Annotated in this window: 19 protein-coding genes; 8 read left to right on the forward strand and 11 right to left on the reverse strand. The window is 65.3% G+C overall.

The window, feature by feature from the left end:
* Positions 1-34: 34 nt before the first annotated feature.
* Together PNI01S_RS17170 and PNI01S_RS17175 are read right to left on the reverse strand one after the other, a co-directional pair.
* On the reverse strand, positions 35-1,441 hold the full coding sequence (locus PNI01S_RS17170) for a NarK family nitrate/nitrite MFS transporter (protein WP_084358681.1): 1,407 nt from the start codon (positions 1,439-1,441) through the stop codon (positions 35-37).
* Positions 1,442-1,453: 12 nt separating this feature from the next.
* Positions 1,454-2,755 carry a nitrate/nitrite transporter gene (locus tag PNI01S_RS17175; RefSeq protein ID WP_038803578.1) on the reverse strand — a complete coding sequence of 434 codons (1,302 nt, stop codon included), beginning with the start codon at positions 2,753-2,755 and terminating at the stop codon, positions 1,454-1,456.
* Positions 2,756-2,928: 173 nt separating this feature from the next.
* Between PNI01S_RS17175 and PNI01S_RS17180 the strand changes: the two genes are divergently transcribed.
* The 3 genes from PNI01S_RS17180 (at position 2,929) to PNI01S_RS17190 (ending at position 6,003) form a co-directional block, all read left to right on the forward strand.
* Positions 2,929-4,791 carry a histidine kinase gene (locus tag PNI01S_RS17180; protein WP_084358682.1) on the forward strand — a complete coding sequence of 621 codons (1,863 nt, stop codon included), beginning with the start codon at positions 2,929-2,931 and terminating at the stop codon, positions 4,789-4,791.
* Positions 4,788-5,441, forward strand: coding sequence for a two-component system response regulator NarL (narL, locus tag PNI01S_RS17185; RefSeq protein ID WP_024765829.1), 654 nt, complete (start codon positions 4,788-4,790; stop codon positions 5,439-5,441). The genes PNI01S_RS17180 and narL overlap by 4 nt, the downstream gene beginning before the upstream one ends.
* A 193-nt stretch (positions 5,442-5,634) precedes the next feature.
* Positions 5,635-6,003, forward strand: a complete 369-nt coding sequence (locus PNI01S_RS17190; RefSeq protein ID WP_024765830.1) for a putative zinc-binding protein — start codon at positions 5,635-5,637, stop codon at positions 6,001-6,003.
* A 3-nt stretch (positions 6,004-6,006) separates the two neighbouring features.
* Here PNI01S_RS17190 and ubiT read toward each other — a convergent pair whose 3' ends face one another.
* The 9 genes from ubiT to PNI01S_RS17235 form a co-directional block, all read right to left on the reverse strand.
* A complete protein-coding gene (gene ubiT / locus PNI01S_RS17195; RefSeq protein ID WP_084358683.1) occupies positions 6,007-6,480 on the reverse strand; it encodes a ubiquinone anaerobic biosynthesis accessory factor UbiT in 474 nt (157 codons plus the stop codon).
* Entirely contained in the window at positions 6,474-7,364 is an 891-nt protein-coding gene (locus PNI01S_RS17200; RefSeq protein ID WP_024765832.1) for a U32 family peptidase, read from the reverse strand. The genes ubiT and PNI01S_RS17200 overlap by 7 nt, the downstream gene beginning before the upstream one ends.
* Before the next feature lie 10 nt (positions 7,365-7,374).
* On the reverse strand, positions 7,375-8,370 hold the full coding sequence (gene ubiU / locus PNI01S_RS17205; protein ID WP_084358684.1) for a ubiquinone anaerobic biosynthesis protein UbiU: 996 nt from the start codon (positions 8,368-8,370) through the stop codon (positions 7,375-7,377).
* A gap of 55 nt (positions 8,371-8,425) precedes the next feature.
* Positions 8,426-9,661, reverse strand: a complete 1,236-nt coding sequence (locus PNI01S_RS17210) for a molybdopterin molybdotransferase MoeA (protein WP_084358685.1) — start codon at positions 9,659-9,661, stop codon at positions 8,426-8,428.
* Positions 9,658-10,212: a molybdenum cofactor biosynthesis protein B gene (gene moaB, locus PNI01S_RS17215; protein WP_084358686.1), complete on the reverse strand. Its 555-nt coding sequence runs from the start codon at positions 10,210-10,212 to the stop codon at positions 9,658-9,660. The genes PNI01S_RS17210 and moaB overlap by 4 nt, the downstream gene beginning before the upstream one ends.
* 243 nt (positions 10,213-10,455) lie before the next feature.
* On the reverse strand, positions 10,456-10,908 hold the full coding sequence (gene moaE, locus PNI01S_RS17220) for a molybdopterin synthase catalytic subunit MoaE (RefSeq protein WP_037015984.1): 453 nt from the start codon (positions 10,906-10,908) through the stop codon (positions 10,456-10,458).
* Positions 10,909-10,912: 4 nt separating this feature from the next.
* Positions 10,913-11,161: a MoaD/ThiS family protein gene (locus PNI01S_RS17225; RefSeq protein WP_024765836.1), complete on the reverse strand. Its 249-nt coding sequence runs from the start codon at positions 11,159-11,161 to the stop codon at positions 10,913-10,915.
* Entirely contained in the window at positions 11,158-11,649 is a 492-nt protein-coding gene (gene moaC, locus PNI01S_RS17230; RefSeq protein WP_024765837.1) for a cyclic pyranopterin monophosphate synthase MoaC, read from the reverse strand. The genes PNI01S_RS17225 and moaC overlap by 4 nt, the downstream gene beginning before the upstream one ends.
* A gap of 270 nt (positions 11,650-11,919) precedes the next feature.
* Positions 11,920-13,311: a PhoH family protein gene (locus tag PNI01S_RS17235; protein WP_024765838.1), complete on the reverse strand. Its 1,392-nt coding sequence runs from the start codon at positions 13,309-13,311 to the stop codon at positions 11,920-11,922.
* Between the two features lie 482 nt (positions 13,312-13,793).
* Here PNI01S_RS17235 and yaaA point away from each other — a divergent pair, with 482 nt between their 5' ends.
* The 5 genes from yaaA (at position 13,794) to algK (ending at position 21,289) form a co-directional block, all read left to right on the forward strand.
* Complete coding sequence (gene yaaA, locus PNI01S_RS17240) at positions 13,794-14,573, forward strand: peroxide stress protein YaaA (protein ID WP_024765839.1); 780 nt, start codon at positions 13,794-13,796, stop codon at positions 14,571-14,573.
* 1,065 nt (positions 14,574-15,638) lie between these two features.
* Positions 15,639-16,949 (forward strand): GDP-mannose 6-dehydrogenase, encoded by a 1,311-nt coding sequence (algD, locus tag PNI01S_RS17245; RefSeq protein ID WP_084358687.1) that lies wholly within the window; start codon positions 15,639-15,641, stop codon positions 16,947-16,949.
* Positions 16,950-17,162: 213 nt separating this feature from the next.
* Positions 17,163-18,644, forward strand: coding sequence for a mannuronan synthase (alg8, locus tag PNI01S_RS17250; RefSeq protein ID WP_037015978.1), 1,482 nt, complete (start codon positions 17,163-17,165; stop codon positions 18,642-18,644).
* A gap of 49 nt (positions 18,645-18,693) precedes the next feature.
* Complete coding sequence (locus PNI01S_RS17255) at positions 18,694-19,866, forward strand: alginate biosynthesis protein Alg44 (protein WP_054910083.1); 1,173 nt, start codon at positions 18,694-18,696, stop codon at positions 19,864-19,866.
* A gap of 13 nt (positions 19,867-19,879) precedes the next feature.
* Positions 19,880-21,289, forward strand: coding sequence for an alginate biosynthesis TPR repeat lipoprotein AlgK (algK, locus tag PNI01S_RS17260; protein ID WP_084358688.1), 1,410 nt, complete (start codon positions 19,880-19,882; stop codon positions 21,287-21,289).
* The last annotated feature ends 93 nt before the right edge of the window (positions 21,290-21,382 follow it).

Below are 21,382 nucleotides of genomic sequence, written 5' to 3' on the forward strand. Positions count from 1 at the left end.
GGCGCATAACGCGCAGCGTTATCCGCCGCTGAACTCAACAGGGACTCTCGGCACCCTTGCGCGCGTACCACCACCAGGTGGCGACGATGCAGGTCAGGTAGTAGGCGACGAAGACGTAGAGGGCGCCCTCGGCGCTGCCGGTCATGGCCAGCGAAGTGCCGAACGCCTTGGGAATGAAGAAGCCGCCGAAGGCGCCGATGGCGGCGGAGAAACCGATCACCGCGGCCGATTCCATGCTCGCGCCCTTGGCGGCCTGGGCCTCGGTAAAGCCGCCTTGCTTCAGGCGCGCGGCCCACTCGTTGCGGAAGATCACCGGGATCATGCGGAAGGTGCTGCCGTTGCCGATGCCGGCGAAGAAGAACAGCGCGATGAAGGAGCCGAGGAAGCCGAAGAAGCTGCCTGCACCGTTGGCACCCGGCAGGAAGCTGATCACCGCGAACACCCCGGCGATCATCGCCGCGTAGTTCCACAGGGTGATCCGTGCGCCGCCGAACTTGTCCGCCAGCCAGCCACCGAGCGGGCGGCTCAGGGCGCCCACCAGCGGGCCGAGGAAGGCGTACTGCAGCGGGTTGATGTCCGGGAACTGGGTCTTGCTGAGCATGGCGAAGCCGGCGGAGAAGCCGATGAACGAGCCGAAGGTGGCCACGTACAGCCAGCACATCAGCCAGTTGTGCTTGCGCTTGAAGATCACCGACTGGTCGCGGAACGAGGCCTTGGCATCGGCGATGTCGTTCATGCCGAACCAGGCAGCGACGGACACCACGGCGATGAAGGGCACCCAGATCCAGCCAGCGTTCTGCAGCCACAGACGGGTGCCGTCGGAAAGTGTCTCCGGCTCACCACCGAAGGCGCCGAACAGCCCGCCGGCCACGGCCAGCGGCACGGCGAACTGCATCACCGACACACCGAGATTGCCCAGGCCGGCGTTCAGGCCCAGGGCGGTGCCCTGCTGGTTCTTCGGATAGAAGAAGCTGATGTTGGACATGCTGGAGGCGAAGTTGCCGCCGCCGAAGCCGCACAGCAGCGCGATGGTCGCGAACACCCAGTACGGCGTGGTCGGGTCCTGCACGGCGAAGCCCAGCCAGAGGCAGGGGATCAGCAGCGAGGCGGTGGACAGCGCGGTCCAGCGGCGGCCGCCGAAGATCGGCACCATGAAGGAGTAGAAAATGCGCAGCGTGGCGCCGGAGATCGACGGCAGCGCGGCGAGCAGGAACAGCTGGTCGTTGCTGAAGCTGAAGCCGGCGGCGTTCAGGCGCACGGTGACGGTGCTCCAGATCATCCACACGGCGAAGGCGAGCAGCAGTGCGGGAATCGAGATCCACAGGTTGCGCGCGGCGATGCGCTTGCCGGTACGGGCCCAGAACTCCGGGTCCTCCGGGCGCCAGTCGACCAGCAGCGGGCCTCTGGCGGCTTTGAGTTGGGGCTTGGCGATCATGCCCATGACGGCATTACCTCAGGAGTGGCTGGAAGGAATGGGAGAGGCGTCGACATCGGCCGCGCGGGGCTGGCCGTCGAGGCGCTGTTGCTGCTTGATCGCGTAGTGCATCCAGACCATGCACACCACGGTCAGGCCGAACAGCAACATGAAGCAGGAGGAGCGCACGCCGATGCGGTCGGCGGCGAAGCCGAACAGGATCGGCAGACAGAAGCCGCCGAGGCCGCCGATGACCCCGACCATGCCGCCGACGGTGCCCATGTTCTGCGGGTAGTAGTCGTGGATGATCCGGTACACGCTGGCCTTGCCGAAGCCCTGGGCGATGCCGACGACGAACACCAGGAAGGTGAACAGCCAGACGTTCAGGCCGATACCGAGGCTGACGTCACCCTTGATGCCGTGGATGGTCATGGTGGTCGGCGGGTAGGAGAGGAAGAACAGGCAGACCAGGCAGATCCAGAACACTCCCCAGTTCACCGCACGGGCGCCGTAGTGGTCGCTGAACCAGCCGCCCAGGGCGCGGATCAGGCCCGACGGCAGGGTGAACAGCATGGTAATGAAGGAGGCGGTGCGCAGGTCCAGGCCGTACTCGGCGATGTAGTACTTGGGCAGCCACAGGGCCAGGGCGACGAAGCCGCCGAAGACGAAGAAGTAGTACAGGCCGAAGCGCCAGACGCGCAGCTCGCCCAGCGGCGCCAGCTGCTTGGCCAGGGTCGGCCGCGGGCGGCTCGGGTCGGCGTCGCCGCCCTTGGTGTGGGCCGGGTCGGTCCAGGTGCAGAACCAGAACAGCAGCGCGGTGACCAGCATGGCCACCGAGTAGATCTGCGGAACCATGCGCCAGCCGAAGGCGACGACGATCATCGGCGCCACCAGGTTGGTGATCGCCGCGCCCGCGTTGCCGGCACCGAAGATGCCCATGGCGGTGCCCTGGCGTTCCTTCTCGAACCACGAGGAGGTGTAGGCGATGCCCACGGCGAAGGAGCCGCCGGCCAGGCCGACGAACAGGCCCAGCACCAGGTAGTGCCAGTAGAGGGTGGCGAAGGCCAGCCCGTAGATCGGGATGGCCACCAGCAGCATGTGGATGAAGAACACGCGGCGACCGCCGAAGCGGTCGGTGATCAAGCCCAGGGGCAAGCGCACCAGCGAACCGGTAAGGATCGGCAACGCGACCATCAGGCCGAACTGGGCTTCGGACAGCCCCAGCTCTTCCTTGATGCGGATACCGATGATCGAAAACATCGTCCAGACCGCGAAGTTCACGGCGAACGCCAGTGTGCTCATGCCGAGCACGGAGTACTGTTTCTGACGGTGGGACAACATGGCTAAGCTCACTTCCTGACAGCCTTTGCCCGCACGTTAGGTAAGGACTCGCGTCCTTCTTTTGATCGTCATCAATGAGCGAAAGGGCGATTCGTGAGCAGATGCGCGCCGCTACTCCTTAGTGGGTATCTCCGAAAAGAACATATAAGTTGTTGTTTTTAAAGGCATTTCATATGAACACGGCGTCCCAACCCGAGCCCTCCGCCAGCGACCGATTCTTTGTGGGTAGTCCGCCCGCCGGACGCCCTTCCCTGCGCAAATCCATCGTCGTACGCTTCGGCTGCTACCTCACCCTGCTGGTATCCCTGGCCCTGGCCGGTATGTTCAGCGCACTGCTGTTCGCCGACTATTCGCACCAGGATGCGGCGGTGATCAACCAGGCCGGTTCGCTGCGCATGCTCACCTACCGCCTGGCGCTGGACCCCTCGCCGATCAATCGCCAGGCCCTGCAGGCAACCCTCGCCGCACGCCTGGACAACGACGAGATCACCCGCCTGCTGCGCCGCTCGGATGCCGACGCGCCGATCCGCCAGCAGCACGCGCAACTGCGCAAGGAGCTGCAGAACCTCGACCTTTCCGAAGCGCCGGCGCTGGCGACCCTCGACACCTTCGTCAGCCACATCGACGGCTTCGTCGGCACCCTGCAGAGCAATGCCGAATACCGCTCGCAGATGCTCAGCACGGTGCAGGGGCTGTGCCTGTTCCTCAGCCTGCTGGTGGTGTTCATCAGCCTCTATGACCTGAGCTACCACGTGGTCGGCCCGCTGCGCGAACTCACCACGACAGCCCGCCGCCTGGGCGAAGGCGACCTCGATGCACGGGTCAGCAGCAGCGGCGAGGACGAGTTGAGCCAGTTGGGCGAGCGCTTCAACCAGATGGCCGAGGAACTCCAGGCCAGCTACCGCGAGCTGGAAGCACGTGTGGAAGAGAAGACCCGCGCCCTCACCAACAGCCACCAGCGCCTGGAGCTGCTCTACGACAGCGCCCGCCGCCTGGGCCAGGACCCGTATGACGAGCGCTCCCTGCAACCGCTGCTGAACCAGCTGGAGCGCGTGCTGCAGGCCGGCAAGGTGACCCTGTGCCTGAACAAGGACGGCGTCGAGCGCGCCTATTCCTCGCTGACCACCGACGGCATCACCGGCAGCTTCTGCCTGCAGGGCAACTGCGGCGACTGCCGCGCCCAGGCCGACCATTGCGGCGAGCCAAGCCAGGGCATCAATCCGCTGCTGATGCAGCCGCTATCCATCGGCGAACATCGCTTCGGCGAGTTGTTCATCGAAACCGCCAACGGCCAGTTGGAAGACTGGCAGCGGCAGTTCGTCGAAGGCTTCTGCGACAACATCGCGCGCACCTTCGCCCTGACCCTGCAGCAGGAACAGGAGAACCGCCTGGCGCTGTTCGCCGAGCGCGGCACCATCGCCCGCGAGCTGCACGACTCGCTGGCGCAGTCGCTGTCCTACCTGAAGATCCAGGTCAGCCGCCTGGCCACGCTGCTCAAGCGCGACGTGCCGCCACAGAAGATCGAGGAAACCCTCGACGAACTGCGCGAAGGCCTCAACAGCGCCTACCGCCAGCTGCGCGAACTGCTCACCACCTTCCGCCTGAGCCTGGAGCAGTCGAGCCTGGAAGCGGCGCTGGTGAAGACCGTGGAAGAGTTCGCCGAGCGCGGCAACCTGGGCATCGAACTGGACAACCGCCTGGCGCACATCCCGCTCAACCCCAACGAGGAAATCCACATCCTGCAGATCGTCCGCGAGGCGCTGTCAAACGTGGTTCGCCACGCCGGCGCCAGCCACGCGAAGGTGACCCTGGGCGAAGATGCGGATGAGCAGGTATGCATCACCGTGGACGATGACGGCGTCGGCTTTGACCCAGCGCAGAGCCGCAACGGGCACTACGGGCTTAGCATCATGCGTGAGCGCAGCCAGACCCTGGAAGCCAGCTTCAGCATCGCCCCGCGCGAGCCGCAGGGCACCCGCGTCAGCGTGCGCTTCACCCACAAACCCCTGTCGCAGTACCCGGAGACCCACCCATGACGGCCACCCCCACCGATGACCGCGCGCGCATCCTGCTTGTCGACGACCACCCGATGATGCGCAAGGGCGTGATCCAGTTGCTGGAGTTCGAGGACGACCTGCAAGTGGTGGGCGAAGCCGGCAGCGGCGAGGAAGCGCTGCGCATGGCGGCGGAGCTGGAACCGGACATGATCCTGCTCGACCTCAACATGAAGGGCATGACCGGCCTGGACACTCTGCGCGCCCTGCGCGAGAACGGCGAGGACGCGCGCATCGTGGTGTTCACCGTCTCCGATGACCGCAACGACGTGATCAACGTGCTGCGCGCTGGCGCCGACGGCTACCTGCTCAAGGACATGGAACCCGAGCGCCTGCTGGAACACATCCGCCAGGCTGCCACCGGCCAGCTCACCATCAGCCCGCAGTTGACCCAGGTACTGGCCCAGGCCCTGCGCGGCGATGACCGGCCCAAGGGCATCGAGGAGCTGACCGATCGCGAGCGGCAGATCCTGCGCCAACTCGCCCACGGCTACAGCAACAAGATGATCGCGCGCAAACTCGACATCACCGAAGGCACCGTGAAGGTCCACGTGAAGCGCGTGCTGCACAAGCTGGGCATGCGCTCACGGGTGGAAGCAGCGGTGTGGGCGGTGGAGAACCATCTGGTCTGACCTCGACGCCAAACGCAATTTGTCGGGCGCATAACGCCAACGGCGTTATCCACCTCCGGGTCTGACGGCGGATAGAGCCTTCCGCTTTATCCGCCCTACCTCCCTGGTAGTAGTCCAATCGCCGACTTGATTCAGATCATGTCGCGCCAGCCCACGGCGGCAGGACACTGCGGGACTTACCCAGGAGGTCCCCATGCCGCCCTCGCCGAACCTGCCCCTCGTGTACTCCTGCTCCGGCTGCTCCAATCTCGCGCAATTGGCCAACGACCTCGCCCTGCGCCTGGACCGTGACGGTCTGGCGGAGATGTCCTGTATCGCGGGCGTAGGCGGCGACGTGCCGGTACTGGTGAAGACAGCCTGCTCCGGCCGGCCGATCATCGCCGTGGACGGCTGTCACCTGCACTGCGTGCGGAACTGCCTGGCGCGCCATGGCGTGAAGGCCGCGCACGAGGTCACCCTGACCGAGTACGGCCTGAAGAAACGCTACGGCCAGGACGCGCCGGTGCAGGACTTCGAGATGCTCTACGAGGAACTGCAGTTCCTCGTGCGCACCCGGGCCTGAAGCTCAGGCGTTTTCCTGCACCACCCGGCTGGCGCGGCGCATGGCGCTCCACAGCCAGGCCGGCAGGCTGTCCGGATCGAGGCTGTCGATCAGGTTCTTCACCGCCAGCCCCAGCTCGGTATCGCCCTCGATCACCAGGCGACGGCGGAAGAACAGCGTGTCCGGATCCTCCTGGCGGCCCGCCAGCAGCAGGAAGTCACGCCAGCTGCCGCGAATGGTCACGCTGGGCACGCAGGCATCGGCGAAACGCAGGCCCTTGCGGTCGTGGGTGAAACTCCAGGCCAGGCCGAGATCGCTCACTTCCAGCCGCAGCCAGTGGCCGTCGAGGATATCGAAGGCACCGTCGGCCAGCGCCTCGGCGAACAGGCGATTGGCGGCACGCTGCAGCACCGCGCGCTGCAATCCCGACGGGACGCGCGCGGCCAGCGGCAGGAGTCGGTCGGCGGCGCGCAGGGCACCGGTTTCCAGAGTCAGCACAGGTTCACCTCATCACTGCGCAGCATGCCCGGTCGGCCATGCCAGTATCCGTTGCAACCCTCCACCGCCAGCGGCGGCGTGGCGCCCTTGCGCACGCGGTCGAAGGCCTGCACGACGTCCACCATGCCTTCCGCGCGCGGGCTCAGGCGCAGCAGGTCGGCGCCGCAATCACGCAGCGAGGCGTAGTCCGCCAGCAGGTTGCTGGACTCGCCGGACAGGGTCTGGATGCCGTTGAGGGTGAACAAAGGGAAACCCTCCTGGCTGAGCATCGACATCCCTTCCGGGTAGTTCAGGCAACAGAACTGGCAATCGTCCTTGGGCCGGTTCTCCGCTCGCGCGGTGAAGCAGCGCGCCGAGTACGCCAGCGGCAGATGGCCGTAGGCGAACACCTCGGTCTCCACATCATTGATGCCCAGCTCGCGCGCCTGCTCGATCACCGCGTGGATCTGCTCGCCGGAGCACTCCACCGGCGGCACCCAGCGGCGCAGGCCAGCGGCATGCAGCTCCGCCAGCGTATGGCCGTTGTAGACATTCAACGCCGGCCCGCCGACGAACTCGACACCCAGGCCGGAGAGAATCTGCACCGCGCCCATGTCGTTGGCCTCGACCCGCAGCTCGCCGTTGGCGCACAGACGGCGCAGCGCGGACAGCTCCGAGGCCGCCTCGATCAGCGCCAGCCCCGCGATGAGAATCTGCGCCCCGCTCTGCTGCTGCAGCTCGCGCCCAAGTCCGAGCCAGTCGTCCAGCGACAGCGCCCGGCGTTTGGAGCAGACGGTCTCGCCGATAGTGATGGCGTCCAGCGGCTGCTCCGCCATCTGCGCATAGAAATCCAGGAGTGTCCGGCGGTCCCAGTAGAACAGCACGGGGCCCAGGCTGAGTTTCATCTCGATGTCCTCACTGCCAGGAGCGATGGTAGGCGCCCAGGGTCGTCTGGTGGCCTTCGGAAAGCTTGTCCAGGGCATCCTGCCACTGCGTCAGCGCACGGTAGTTCTCCGGTGCGCGTTGCCACGCATCCAGCGCCTGGCGCCAGACGCGGGTGACCTGCTCGACATAGGCCGGGCTGCGCTGCCGGCCCTCGATCTTCACCGCCGCCACACCGATCTCCGCCAACTGCGGGATCAGGTCGATGGTGTTCAGGCTGGTGGGTTCTTCCAGCGCGTGGAAGCGCTCGCCGTTGACCACGAAGCGGCCCTTGCACAACGTCGGGTAGCCGGCCGGCTCATCCGGCGCGTAGCGGTCGATCAGCACGTCGTTGAGGCGCGAGGTCAGGCCTTCGGGCTCCTCGCTCCAGCGCACCGCCTTGGCCGGCGAACAGACGCCGCAGAGATTGGGCGACTCGCCGGTGACATAGGACGACAGGTGGCATCGTCCCTCGGCCATGATGCACAGGCTGCCGAAAGCGAAGACTTCGATGGGCACCGGGCTGTTCGCCGCCACCTGGCGCACCTGCGCCAGCGAGAGTACGCGCGGCAGCACGGCGCGGCGGATGCCGTAGCGCTCGTGGTAGAACGCCAGCGCCGCCACATTGGTGGCCGAGCCCTGCACCGAAAGGTGCAGCGCCAGGTTCGGATGGCGCCTGGCGGCATAGCCGAGCACCGCGCAGTCGGCGGCGATCAGCGCATCCACGCCCAGGTCGGCGGCGTGGTCCACGGCGCGTTGCCAGCGGGCCCAGCCCGCCGCGCCGGGATAGGTGTTGACCGCCACGTACATCTGCTTGCCGGCGTCGTGGATCAGGTCCACGCCCTGGCGCAGTTGGCGATCATCGAGGTTGAGGCCGGTGAAGTGCCGGGCGTTGGTGTCATCGCGAAAGCCGACGTAGATGGCGTCGGCGCCTTCGCGCAGGGCCGATTTCAAGGCGGGCAGACTTCCCGCCGGGCAGACCAGTTGCATGTTTCCCCCTGGCACTACGGAGGCCGCCGGCCCCCGCCGGCAGCCGGGAACGGCGTCAGGCGCCGAGTTCGCTGAAAGACAGGAACGGCAGCGGCTCGCCGGCGTGCAGGGTGCGCCCGGCCTCCACCACCGCCAGGCCATCGGCCCAGCTCGCCGCGCGCAGCATGGCCGAGCCTTGCTGCGGGTGCAGGCAGATGCGCGCCACGCCGCTGGCATCGAGTTCCAAGCGCGCGCGCAGGTACTGGCGGCGCGAGTTGGCGGCGGGCCAGTCGAAGCCTGCCGGCAACGTCACCGGCAGCGTCTGCACGTCACTACGCCCCTGGGCGCGCCAGAGGAACGGCCGCGCGACGACCAGGGCGGTGACCAGGGCCGCGGCAGGGTTGCCCGGCAGACCGATCCACGGTTTGCCCGAAACACTGCCAAAAGCCAGTGGCTTGCCCGGCTGCATTTTCAACTTCCACAGGTGCAGCTCGCCCAGTTCGCGGATCGCCTGCTTGAGGTAATCGCGGTCCCCCACGGAGACACCGCCGCTGGTGATCAGCACGTCCCATTCGGACGCAGCGAGGCTCAGCGCATCGCGGCTGGCCGCCAGGGTGTCGGCGAGCACGCCGTAGTCATGCACTTCGATGCCCCAACCGCGCAGCAGTGCGCCGATGCTGAAGCGGTTGGCGTTGTAGATCTGCCCCTGCGCCAGCGGCTCGCCGGGCTCGCGCAGCTCGTCGCCGCTGCTCAGCAGGCAGACCCGCAACGGCCGGTAAACCGCGACGCGATCCAGCCCGACGCTGGCCAGCAGGCCGATGTCCTGGGCGCGCAGTTTCTGTCCGGCACTGAGCAGGGCCTCACCGCTGCGGAGCTCTTCACCACGCCGGCGCACATGGCTGCCGAGGGCTACCTGGGGAACCAGCAAACGTTCGCCCTCGACCTCGCAGTACTCCTGAGCGATCACGCTGTCGGCACCCGGTGGTAGCGGCGCGCCGGTGAAGATGCGCATGGCCTGGCCCGGTTGCAGCGCAACGTCGGCGGCATCGCCCGCGGCGATGTAGCCGGCGATCTTCAGCCGCGCGCCGGCTTCTCCCGTGTCGTCGCTGCGCAGGGCGTAGCCGTCCATCGCGCTGTTGTCCCACAGGGGCAGGTCGATGGGCGAGCGGATGTCCTGCGCGAGGACGCGACCCAGGGCGCTTTCCAGGTCGACGTGTACGGTCGGCGGCGCCACGGGAGCGAAATCCATCAGCGCGGCGATGGCCTCGTCCACCGGGCGCAGGCCGGCGCCGGAACAGCCGCAGCCGCTCACGAGCGGGTACCGCAGGCCAGCACCGGGCGCTCGGGCAGGCGCTTGAGATGAGGAACGAAATTGCAGGGCTTGGTGCGGCTGTCCAACTGCTGGACGAGGATCTTTTCCCAGGCCGTCAGGCAGGCGCCGGTGGAGCCGGGCAGGCAGCAGATCAGCGTGCCGTTGGTGATACCGGCGATGGCGCGGGACTGGATGGTGGAAGTGCCGATTTCCTCGCGGGAAATCTGCCGGAACAGTTCACCGAAGCCGTCCACGGTGCGCTCCAGCAGGGGTGCCACGGCCTGCGGGGTGTTGTCACGCAGGGTGAAGCCGGTGCCGCCGGTGATCAGGCCGATCTGGACTTTGGGATCGGCGATCCAGGCCGAGACCACAGCGCGAATCTGGTAGATATCGTCGATCACCAGCCGACGCTCGGCGAGGGCATGGCCGGCACGCTGCAGGGAGGTGACCAGGGCCTGGCCGGAGGTATCGTTGTGCAGGCTGCGGGTATCGCTGACGGTGAGGACAGCGATCTCCAGCGGCTGGAATTCCGGGGTGCTGAGATGGCTCATAAGGGGGCTCTCCGATTCGGAGCAAAAAGGCTGGCGCCAGCCTGCGCCCGTACTCCCCTGCCGCCCATTCCTCCTCGGAGGTACTGCCCCGGCGCGTGCGGGGCATCGCCGCTCAGCAGAGACGGCGGATAAAGCGTTCCGCTTTATCCGCCCTACGTGGAGCGCCGTCGTAGCTTCCGGACAAACCCTAGGGCGCACAACGCCTCCGGCGTTATCCGCCAGCCGTCACCGGTAGAGACTGGATCAGCTCTTCCAGCGCTCGGCGGCGGCCTGATCACTGCAACGGCCCTCGACCCAGCGCGGGCCGTCGCTGGTGTCTTCCTTCTTCCAGAACGGCGCGCGGGTCTTGAGGTAGTCCATGACGAAGTTGCAGGCATCGAACGCTGCCTGGCGGTGGGCACTGGCGGCGCCGACGAAGACGATGGGCTCGCCCGGTTCCAGGCGGCCGATGCGGTGGAGGATTTCCAGGCGCAACAGCGGCCAGCGCTGGTTGGCTTCCACTTCGATCTTTTCCAGCGCCTTCTCGGTCATGCCGGCGTAGTGCTCGAGGAACATGCCGCCCACTTCGCGCCCATCGTTGAAGTCGCGCACGTAGCCGACGAAACCGACCACCGCGCCCACGCCGACATTGGCGGCGTGCATCGCATTGAGTTCGGCGCCCGGATCGAACGCCGCGGGCTGGACGCGGATCGCCATGGGCTCAGCCTCCGGTAACGGTGGGGAAGAACGCCACCTCGTCGCCATCGGCGAGGGGCTCATCCAGGGAGCACAGCTCCTGGTTGCGTGCGCACATCAGGTTCTGCTCGCCGAGCACGTCCCAGGCGCCGCCGCGCTCCAGCAGCAGGCGCCGCAGGTCGTCGAGGCTGGCCAGGGAAGCGCTCCAGTTCAGTTGCTCGCCATCGAGACCGAGGGCTTCGCGGTAACGGGCGAAGTACTGCACGCGGATCATGGGGTGTCTCCTGCGGAACTGTCTGTCGCCACGTAATGGCCGCTCTTGCCGCCGAGCTTCTCCAGCACCCGCACGCTGTCGATGGTCATGCCGCGGTCCACGGCCTTGCACATGTCGTAGATGGTCAGCGCAGCGACGCTGGCGGCGGTCAGCGCTTCCATCTCCACGCCGGTCTGCCCGGCCAGCTTGCAGCGGGCGACTATGTGCACCGTGTCTTCACCCTCGGCGGCCAGTTCGACCTTGACGCTGGTGAGCAGCAGCGGGTGGCACAGCGGAATCAGTTCATGGGTCTTCTTGGCTGCCTGGATGCCGGCGATGCGCGCCACGGCGAACACGTCGCCCTTGGGGTGGCCGCCGTCCTGGATCAGTTGCAGGGTCGCCGGGAGCATGCGCACCCGGGCTTCGGCCACGGCTTCACGGGACGTCACGGCTTTTTCGGTGACATCGACCATATTGGCGCGGCCCTGGGAATCGAGATGGGTCAGCACGGGTGGGCACTCTCCGGAGAATCAGGGGAACAGTTTAACCCCGGCGCGCGGGGCCGGCAGACCGGCGAGCGGCGCGTTGGGGGGGAGGATTGTATACAAGAAGAGGTATGCGCGGGCTACCGCCGGCGTCGCCAGGGTTCGCGAGCAAGCTCGCTCCTACAAGAGCATGTCGCGCCGGACCTTGGGGAGCGAGCGTGCTCGCGAACAACCTGGAAGCAGGAATAAAGAGGCCCGCCAGATGGCGGGCCCTGCTGAGTGGGTGGAAGTGGCCTACATGTGCGCTTCGGCGAACTCCGCCAGCACCGAGCGCGGCACCCCTTGCAGGGTCACGTGCACGCCGTGGGGGAAGTCCTTGAAGCGTTCGGTCAGGTAGGTCAGGCCGGAGCTGGTGGCCGACAGGTAGGGGGTGTCGATCTGCGCCAGGTTGCCCAGGCAGATCACCTTCGAACCGTTGCCCGCCCGGGTGATGATGGTCTTCATCTGGTGCGGGGTGAGGTTCTGGCACTCGTCGATCAGGATCAGGCTCTGCTGGAAGCTGCGGCCGCGGATGTAGTTCAGCGATTTGAACTGCAGCGGCACCTTGCTGAGGATGTAGTCGACGCTGCCGTGGGTGCACTCGTCGTCCGAATGCAGGGCTTCGAGGTTGTCGGTGATCGCGCCGAGCCAGGGCTCCATCTTCTCCGCCTCGGTGCCGGGCAGGAAGCCGATGTCCTCGTCCAGGCCCTGCACGCTGCGAGTCGCGATGATGCGCTTGTAGCGTTTGGTGACCATGGTCTGCTCGATGGCGGCGGCCAGCGCGAGGATGGTCTTGCCCGAGCCCGCAGCGCCGGACAGGTTGACCAGGTGGATGTCCGGGTCCAGCAGCGCATACAGCGCCAGCGACTGGTACACGTCGCGCGGACGCAGGCCCCAGGCTTCCTGGTGCAGCAGCGGCTCCTGGTGCAGGTCGAGGATGGTCAGCTCGTCCTGGTCGATCCCCTTGATCCAGCCGACGAACCCCTGCTCATCGACGATGAACTCGTTGATGTGGACCGCCGGCAGGTTGTCGGTGAGTTGCACGCGGTGCCAGGTGCGCCCGCGGTCCTGGCGGGTCTCCACCTTGCTGACGCGGTCCCAGAACGATCCGCTCAGCGAGTGGTAGCCACGCGACAGCAGGTTGATGTCATCGACCAGCTGGTCGGTGTGGTAGTCCTCGGCAAATACCCCACAGGCACGCGCCTTCAGGCGCATGTTGATGTCCTTGGTGACCAGCACCACGCGCTTGCTGCTATGGCGACTCTTCAGCTCCACCAGCTGGTTGATGATCTTGTTGTCGTTCAGGTGCTCGGGCAGCCAGGTGATCGGCTCGGCGCGCTTGCTCATGAGGATCGACAGGCTGCCGCAGGGGCCGCTCTTGCCGCGCTGGATGGGCACGCCATCCTCTACCTGCTCGGGCGAGGCTTCGCCCAGTACCGAGTCGATCAGACGGATCGCCTGGCGACATTCCGCGGCCACGGTGTGTTTGCCGGTCTTGAGCTTGTCCAGTTCCTCCAGCACCGTCATCGGGATGGCGACGTGGTGCTCCTGGAAATTCAGCAAGGCGTTGGGATCGTGGATCAGGACGTTGGTGTCGAGGACGTACAGGGTGGGCTGGGTGGGGCGGGAGCGTCCGTGGTCATCCATACGCGGGTCACCTCTTGTGGGGGCGTTCGACGGAATGCCGCTACAGCGCTCCGCCGTGCTGCGAACCACCTGCTCTCGAAGCCTGGGATCAGGGCAGGAATCGAGAGAACTGCAAGAAGAGGACGGGCCGGGCCGGGGCCGCCACCTGTCTGCAGGGTTCGGCGGTCTACGTCTCAACAAATACAGGAAAAAACATGACGATAAAAAGTCTTTTTCCTTCCTAAGGAAGTTTTTTTCGTCGTACGACGAAATACCTTGGCGAGGGCCTCGGACAGCGCTAGTTTTAGGGGTCCCACCTCCCGCGTTTCCCTGCCTTTCCCTCGACGGATCAGTCCCTTAGCCCTTCGCCACGGCAACTTGCGCCGCGCCAGGCCCTGGCTCTGCGTCCGCGCCCTCCTCTATAGAGAGGCTAATCGTCCCCATAGGTGGAGCCAACGCCCGCGACTCCTTACAATCGCCGCTCGCTTGTAGGAGACCGCACGATGCTGATGGTGATTTCCCCCGCCAAGACCCTGGACTACGACACCGCGCCGGTGACGCAGCGCTTCACCCTGCCCGAGCACCTGGACGACGCGCAGGAGCTGATCGGCATCCTGCGGGAACTGGCCCCGGCACAGATCGCCGAACTGATGCACCTGTCGGACAAGCTGGCCGGCCTCAATGCCGCGCGCTTCGGCAGCTGGCACCCGGAGTTCACCCAGGCCAATGCCAAGCAGGCGCTGCTGGCCTTCAAGGGCGACGTCTACACCGGCATGCAGGCCGAGGACTTCAGCGAAGACGACTTCGATTTCGCCCAGCAGCACTTGCGCATGCTTTCCGGCCTTTACGGCGTGCTGCGGCCGCTGGACCTGATGCAGCCCTACCGCCTGGAGATGGGCACCAAGCTGGCCAACGCCCGCGGCAAGGACCTCTACGCCTTCTGGGGTGAGCGCATCAGCGGCTGGCTGAACGAGTCCCTGGCCGAACAGGGCGACGATGTGCTGCTCAACCTGGCCTCCAACGAGTATTTCGGCGCGGTGAAGCGCAAGGCGCTGAACGCGCGGGTGATCGACACCGAGTTCAAGGACCTGAAGAACGGCCAGTACAAGATCATCAGCTTCTACGCCAAGAAGGCCCGCGGGATGATGGCGCGCTACGTGATCAAGGAGCGCCTGAGCAACCCCGAAGGCCTGAAGGACTTCAACTACGCGGGTTACGCCTACAGTGCCGAGCACTCCAAGGCGGACCAGCTGGTGTTCCTGCGCGACCACGCCGACGACTAAGTTGCCCCACCTGCTGCACCGAACGGGAGCCCTGAGGCTCCCGTTTTCGTTTCGATCCCCCCTTCCTGTCGGGCGCGCGAGCGTCGGTGGGGCGCCTCGATGGTGCGGTGACGCCGGTTACTGAGCCCGCACGCCCCGCAAAAACCTGCCTGATACCAAGTGGCCTGTAAGCCATTGACCATGGAACTGCGCGGTCACGGGGGCCTGAACTGTACGTTTACTGCTCAAAACACCCCCTAATGCCCACACAGTGAAAATGGTCAAAATGACCGTTCGTCTGCTTCGGGATTAATCGTGAGAAATTTTTTCCGCCATCCGAACCGACCGGATGGATGGAAATCGTCCCGATTCGCTCCTGCCCTTGTAATCCATTGGCCATTAACAGCCCTTGGCCATGACATGCATTTCACGATTGCACTTTGCAAGAGAGAAAGCTGAACGGCAGCTGAACGAATGTCTTACCGACGATACACGGTCGTTTTTAACGAAAAATTCAATGGAACTTTTCCTGACCATGCACTTTGCACTGGAAAGGCCAAGTCGCGAATGGCCATTAATCCAGCATCAAGTGATATCAATTGGATATTTCAAATCATTTCCGAGGCGGGATGAGCGGAAGGAACTAACCGCATTTGAGATAAATCCTATTTGCGCAACGATCATCGATGGCGACCAGAAAGTGCCTCGGTGAGAAATTGGAGATTAGGTTCCAAGGTTATTTCGATTGGCAATCAGCGATTGAACTAAGCACCTAACCCAATGAAAAAACTGAACTTTTCAGATGACGAGGCAATCATCTAACCAGACTTGAGCACGCCAGGACGGAGAGCGCACCAACTTTGCAATCCGCCTGAAACATAACAGGGCAACTATTAAAAGTTCGCCCCAAGACTGTGCTCGAAAGTTTAGCACTCGATTCCCATGCCTGCCTGGAAGGAAGTACGGAAGAACTCGAAAGAGCATCTTCCGAGGGTTCACTCAACCTGAATAAAGCGCCCTTCGGGGCACCCTTTAAAAACGCCCACGGGCAACTTAAACAGTTCGACCATTGAAGAGGTGAATGCGATGCGTATCAGCATCTTTGGTCTTGGGTATGTTGGCGCAGTATGTGCCGGCTGCCTGTCCGCACGAGGCCATGAAGTCGTTGGGGTGGATGTCTCCACCACCAAGATCGATCTGATCAACAACGGGAAGTCGCCCATCGTCGAACCGGGCCTGGAGCCTCTGCTGGAGCAAGGCATCCGCAGCGGTCGCCTGTCGGGCACCACCGACTTCAAGAAGGCCGTGCTGGACACCGACGTGTCGTTCATCTGCGTCGGCACCCCGAGCAAGAAGAACGGCGACCTCGATCTTGGCTACATCGAGTCCGTGTGCCGCGAGATCGGCTACGCCATCCGCGAGAAGAAAGCGCGCCACACCGTGGTCGTGCGCAGCACCGTGCTGCCGGGCACCGTGAACAACGTGGTGATCCCGATCATCGAGGACTGCTCGGGCAAGAAGGCCGGCGCCGACTTCGGCGTGGGCACCAACCCGGAGTTCCTGCGCGAATCCACCGCGATCAAGGACTACGACTTCCCGCCCATGACCGTCATCGGTGAGCTGGACGCCCAGACCGGCGACCTGCTGGAAGAAATCTACCGCGAACTGGACGCGCCGATCATCCGCAAGACCATCGAGGTCGCGGAGATGATCAAGTACACCTGCAACGTCTGGCACGCCGCCAAGGTCACCTTCGCCAACGAGATCGGCAACATCGCCAAGGCAGTCGGCGTCGACGGCCGCGAGGTGATGGACGTGATCTGCCAGGACCGCAAGCTGAACCTCTCGCGCTACTACATGAAGCCCGGCTTCGCCTTCGGCGGCTCCTGCCTGCCCAAGGACGTCCGCGCCCTCACCTACCGCGCCAGCCAGCTGGACATCGAACACCCGATGCTCGGCTCGATCATGCGCAGCAACCAGCACCAGGTGCAGAAGGCCTTCGACATCATCGCCGCCCACGGCAGCCGCAAGGTCGGCCTGCTCGGCCTGTCGTTCAAGTCCGGCACCGACGACCTGCGCGAAAGCCCGCTGGTGGAGCTGGCCGAGATGCTCATCGGCAAGGGCTACGAGCTGCAGATCTTCGACCGCAACGTCGAGTACGCCCGCGTCCATGGCGCGAACAAGGAGTACATCGAATCGAAGATCCCGCACGTTTCCTCGCTGCTGGTCTCGGACCTGGACGCGGTCGTGAAGTCCTCCGACGTGCTGGTGCTGGGCAACGGCGACGAGCTGTTCGTCGACGTCGTCAAGCAGGCGCCCGAGGGCAAGAAGGTCGTCGACCTGATCGGCTTCATGCCGAGCGTCACCGACGACCGCGCCGAAGGCATCTGCTGGTAATTGGGTTTCGATTGGCTGCGCGTCGGCCCGGTGTCGTTGGAGAGGAACTCGGAAATGCTCATTCACTTCAGTGAACTCCGCTTCCTCGTCCCTCTCCGCCTAACCGGACTCTAGCTCGCTCAATCGAGTCCATGCCTTCAGAACCCCAAAGCGCCGGTTACCGGCCCGCCCAGGCGGACCGGTAACCAAGCCCCACCAGACGGATAGACGACGATGGAAACCTACAAACGAGTGATCGGTGAAGCCACGGGCTGGCTGGTCTTTCTCAGCCTGCTGATGCTGCTGGCGCTACTGGTGCCACCGACCGTATTCGACGCCGAGTCCAAGGACTTCCTGCTGCTGATCGGTGCGGTCGGTATCTGGCGCTATTCCATGGGCGGCCTGCACTTCCTGCGCGGCATGCTGTTCCTCTACCTGGTCTACCCGCACTACCGGCGCAAGGTCCGCAAGCTCGGCGACGCGGCCGACCCGTCGCACGTTTACCTGATGGTCACCAGTTTCCGCATCGACGCGCTGACCACCTCCATGGTCTATCGCTCGGTCATCGAAGAAGCCATTGCCTGCGGCTACCCCACCACCGTGGTGTGCTCCATCGTCGAGATGTCCGACGAGGTGCTGATCAAGCAGCAGTGGCAGAAGCTCAACCCGCCGGACCACGTCAAGCTCGACTTCGTGCGTATCCCTGGCACCGGCAAGCGCGACGGCTTGGCCCATGGCTTCCGTGCCATCTCCCGCCACCTGCCGGATGAACACGCGGTAGTCGCGGTGATCGATGGCGACACCGTGCTCGAACCCGGCGTGGTGAAGAAGACCGTGCCCTGGTTCAAGCTCTTCCCCAACGTCGGCGGCCTGACCACCAACGAATTCTGCGAAGTGCGCGGCAGCTACGTGATGAGCGAGTGGCACAAGCTGCGCTTCGCCCAGCGCCACATCAACATGTGCTCCATGGCCCTGTCCAAGCGCGTGCTGACCATGACCGGACGCATGTCGGTATTCCGTGCTGCCGTGGTCACCGATCCGGACTTCATCACCGACGTGGAAAGCGACCACCTCGACCACTGGCGCCTGGGCCGCTTCCAGTTCCTCACCGGCGACGACAAGTCCAGCTGGTACAGCCTGATGCGCCTGGGCTACGACACCTTCTACGTGCCGGACGCGGCGATCAACACGGTCGAGCACCCGCCGGAGAAGAGCTTCATCAAGGCCAGCCGCAAGCTGATGTTCCGCTGGTACGGCAACAACCTGCGGCAGAACTCCCGCGCCCTGGCCCTGGGCCCGCAACGCCTGGGCTGGTTCACCAGCGTGGTGCTGTTCGACCAGCGCCTGTCGATGTGGACCTGCCTGCTGGGCCTGGTCGCCGCGATCATCGCCAGCATCAAGTACAGCATCGCCTTCCTGCTCATCTACCTGCTGTGGATCGGCATCACCCGCTTCGTGCTGACCCTGCTGCTGTCGCTGTCGGGCCACCACATCGGGCCGGCCTACCCGGCGATTCTCTATTACAACCAGATCGTCGGCGCCCTGGTGAAGATCTACGTGTTCTTCCGCCTCGACCAGCAGTCCTGGACCCGCCAGAACACCAAGCTCGACCGTGGCCTGGCCAGCTTCCAGCGCTGGTTCAACACCTGGTCCTCGCGCGCCATGACCTTTTCCGCGGCCAGCGTTTTCGTCGCCGTACTGCTGACCATCGTCTGAAGGCTCCCTTTAGCCACGCCCCTTTTAGCTACGAACAGGACTCGACCCCATGAATACCGCCGTCAACGTCAATGTCGTGCATGAATCCGAAGCCCAGCGCCAGCACGCACGGGTCAAGCTGCCCGCGCGCATCCGCTACATCGGTGGCAACCGCGAAGGCGTCGATGCGCGCCTGCTGGACCTGTCCGCCGGCGGTTTCGCCTTCAGCTCGGCGAACAACACCCCGGTCCAGGTCGGCGACCTGCACAAGGGCAAGCTGCTGTTCCAGATCGACAGCATCAGCTTCTCCCTGGAGGTGGAATTCCAGGTGCGCTCCTACGACCGCGACAGCGGCCGCGTGGGGTGCGAATTCCAGCACCTGAAGCCGCGCGAGATCGCCGCCCTGCGCTACCTGATCACCTCCTACCTGGCAGGCGAAGTGATCAGCGTGGGCGACATGCTCAACACCCTGCAGCGCGAGAACTTCACCAAGGCCCGCAAGCACGGCGCAGGTTCGGGTGGCATGGGCTTCTTCGGGCGCTTCCGCGCGGTCACCGTGAGCACCGCGATCTTCGTGGTCGGCGTCGGCGCCTTCGCGGTGATCCTCAACCAGATCTACAACCTGTACTTCGTCACCCACGCCGATTCGGGCGTGGTCAGCGTGGCCAACCAGCAGATCACCATGCCCCGCGAAGGCACCGTGGAAAGCCTGGTCGAACCCGGTGCTGAAGTCGCCAAGGGCGCGCCGATCGCCTCCTTCTCCGCCAACCTGCTGGACCTGCTCAAGGGCAACCTGACCGAAGAACAGCTCAACCCGAGCAACATCGAGAAGCTCTTCGGCCACCAGATGAAAGGCACCCTGACCAGCCCGTGCGATTGCCGCGTGGTCGAGCAGCGCGTCGCCAACGGCCAGTTCGCCAACAAGGGCGACGTGATCTTCACCCTGACCCCGCGCGACAGCACCGCCACCGTCGAGGCGCGCTTCCCCTACCGCAACGCCGCCGAGCTGTCCCCTGGCACCCACGTGAACTTCCAGGTCGCCGGCGACAGCGAAGTACGCGGCGGCCGCATCCTGCGCACCGCACCGGTGGACGGTGACCTGTCCTCGGAAATCCGCGTGCAGATCACCCCCGACCAGCCGCTCGACAGCCAGATGGCTGGCCGCCCGACTGAAGTCAGCATCGGCGGCCTGCCGGGCCGCACCCTGCTGAACAAGGCGATGGCCCTGGCCACCGCTCGCTAAGAGGACTGCCCGCATGAATCGACCTGTCTTGCGACACGCCCCGGACCTGGCCCGACACCTTGGATTGGCGCTGGCCATCGCCGCAGCCGCCGGTTGCGCCGGCCTGCCCGACCAGCGACTGGCCCAGGAAGCCCTGGAGCGCGGCGACATCGCCACCGCCCAGGCCAACTTCCAGGCCCTGGCGACCATGGGTTACGCCGACGCACAGGTCGGACTGGCCGACATGCAGGCCGCCACCGGCGACCCTGACGAGCAGGCCCGCGCCGAAAAGCTCTACCGCGAAGCCGCCGAGAGCTCGCCGCGCGCCCGCGCCCGCCTGGGCAAGTGGCTGGCAGCCAAGCCCGGCGGCACCGACGCCGAGCACCGCGAAGCCGAGCAACTGCTGACCCGTGCCTTCGACGAAGGCGAGGACAGCGCCTTGGTGCCGCTGGTGGTCCTCTACCTGCAGTACCCGCAGGCCTGGCCGAACGTGAACCCGCAGCAGCGCATCGACCAGTGGCGCGCCCAGGGACTGCCCCAGGCGGACCTGGCGCAGATCATCCTGTACCGCACCCAGGGCACCTACGACCAGCACCTCACCGAAGTCGAGCAGGTCTGCCAGCGCTGGCTGAACCGCATGGACGTGTGCTGGATGGAACTGGCCACCGTGTACCAGAAGCAGGGCAACGCGGATAAGCAGAAGGCCCACATCGAAGCACTCAAGGCAGGCTGGAAGGCCGGCCGCGTGCCGTCCGAGCGCGTCGAGTCGGTGGCCGGCGTGCTGGCCGATCCGAACATCGGTACCGCCGACTCGCAGGCCGCGCAGGCGCTGCTCACCGAGATCGCGCCGACCTACCCGGCCGCCTGGGTCAGCCTCGCCAAACTGCAGTACGACAACCCCGACCTGGGCGACCTCGACCAGATGCTCGACTACCTGAAGAAAGCCCAGGACGCCGCCCAGCCCCGCGCCGAGCTGCTGCTCGGGCGCCTCTACTACGACGGCAAGTGGGCCCCGCAGGAGCCGCAGAAAGCCGAGCAGCACCTGCTCAAGGCCGCCGCCAGCGAACCCCAGGCGCACTACTACCTGGGCCAGATCTACCGCCGCGGCTTCCTCGGCCAGGTCTACCCGCAGAAGGCCGTGGATCACCTGCTGATCGCCGCCCGCGCCGGTCAGGCCAGCGCCGACATGGCCCTCGCCCAGCTGTATTCGCAGGGCCGTGGCGTGCGCCCGAACCTGGTCAACGCCTACGTCTTCGGCGAACTCGCCCAGCGCCAGCAGGTGCCCACCGCCAGCGACCTGATGGCGCAGCTCGAACCGCAGATCCAGCCGGCCGACCGCAGCGCCGCGCAGCAACTGCTCAAGCGTGAAGAACAGGCTCGCGGCGCCAACTGGCAAGCCACCGTCAGCCTTCTGCAGAACAACCAGGAACAAGAAAACCTATGAAGCGCATCGACCCGATGACCACCCCGCCGTTTGCTCTTATCGAAGGGATTAAGCCGCGAGCTCTGGCTACCGCTGTTCGCCGCGCCCGCCTGT

It is taken from the genome of Pseudomonas nitroreducens NBRC 12694 (genome assembly GCF_002091755.1).
GTDB lineage: Bacteria > Pseudomonadota > Gammaproteobacteria > Pseudomonadales > Pseudomonadaceae > Pseudomonas > Pseudomonas nitroreducens.

Excerpts from the sequence above, each read along its gene's own strand:
- PNI01S_RS17170 (WP_084358681.1), bottom strand. The coding sequence starts at position 1,441 with ATGGGCATGATCGCCAAGCCCCAACTCAAAGCCGCCAGAGGCCCGCTG.
- PNI01S_RS17175 (WP_038803578.1), bottom strand. The coding sequence starts at position 2,755 with ATGTTGTCCCACCGTCAGAAACAGTACTCCGTGCTCGGCATGAGCACA.
- PNI01S_RS17180 (WP_084358682.1), top strand. The coding sequence starts at position 2,929 with ATGAACACGGCGTCCCAACCCGAGCCCTCCGCCAGCGACCGATTCTTT.
- narL (WP_024765829.1), top strand. The coding sequence starts at position 4,788 with ATGACGGCCACCCCCACCGATGACCGCGCGCGCATCCTGCTTGTCGAC.
- PNI01S_RS17190 (WP_024765830.1), top strand. The coding sequence starts at position 5,635 with ATGCCGCCCTCGCCGAACCTGCCCCTCGTGTACTCCTGCTCCGGCTGC.
- PNI01S_RS17200 (WP_024765832.1), bottom strand. The coding sequence starts at position 7,364 with ATGAAACTCAGCCTGGGCCCCGTGCTGTTCTACTGGGACCGCCGGACA.
- ubiU (WP_084358684.1), bottom strand. The coding sequence starts at position 8,370 with ATGCAACTGGTCTGCCCGGCGGGAAGTCTGCCCGCCTTGAAATCGGCC.
- moaB (WP_084358686.1), bottom strand. The coding sequence starts at position 10,212 with ATGAGCCATCTCAGCACCCCGGAATTCCAGCCGCTGGAGATCGCTGTC.
- moaE (WP_037015984.1), bottom strand. The coding sequence starts at position 10,908 with ATGGCGATCCGCGTCCAGCCCGCGGCGTTCGATCCGGGCGCCGAACTC.
- PNI01S_RS17225 (WP_024765836.1), bottom strand. The coding sequence starts at position 11,161 with ATGATCCGCGTGCAGTACTTCGCCCGTTACCGCGAAGCCCTCGGTCTC.
- PNI01S_RS17235 (WP_024765838.1), bottom strand. The coding sequence starts at position 13,311 with ATGGATGACCACGGACGCTCCCGCCCCACCCAGCCCACCCTGTACGTC.
- yaaA (WP_024765839.1), top strand. The coding sequence starts at position 13,794 with ATGCTGATGGTGATTTCCCCCGCCAAGACCCTGGACTACGACACCGCG.
- algD (WP_084358687.1), top strand. The coding sequence starts at position 15,639 with ATGCGTATCAGCATCTTTGGTCTTGGGTATGTTGGCGCAGTATGTGCC.
- alg8 (WP_037015978.1), top strand. The coding sequence starts at position 17,163 with ATGGAAACCTACAAACGAGTGATCGGTGAAGCCACGGGCTGGCTGGTC.
- PNI01S_RS17255 (WP_054910083.1), top strand. The coding sequence starts at position 18,694 with ATGAATACCGCCGTCAACGTCAATGTCGTGCATGAATCCGAAGCCCAG.
- algK (WP_084358688.1), top strand. The coding sequence starts at position 19,880 with ATGAATCGACCTGTCTTGCGACACGCCCCGGACCTGGCCCGACACCTT.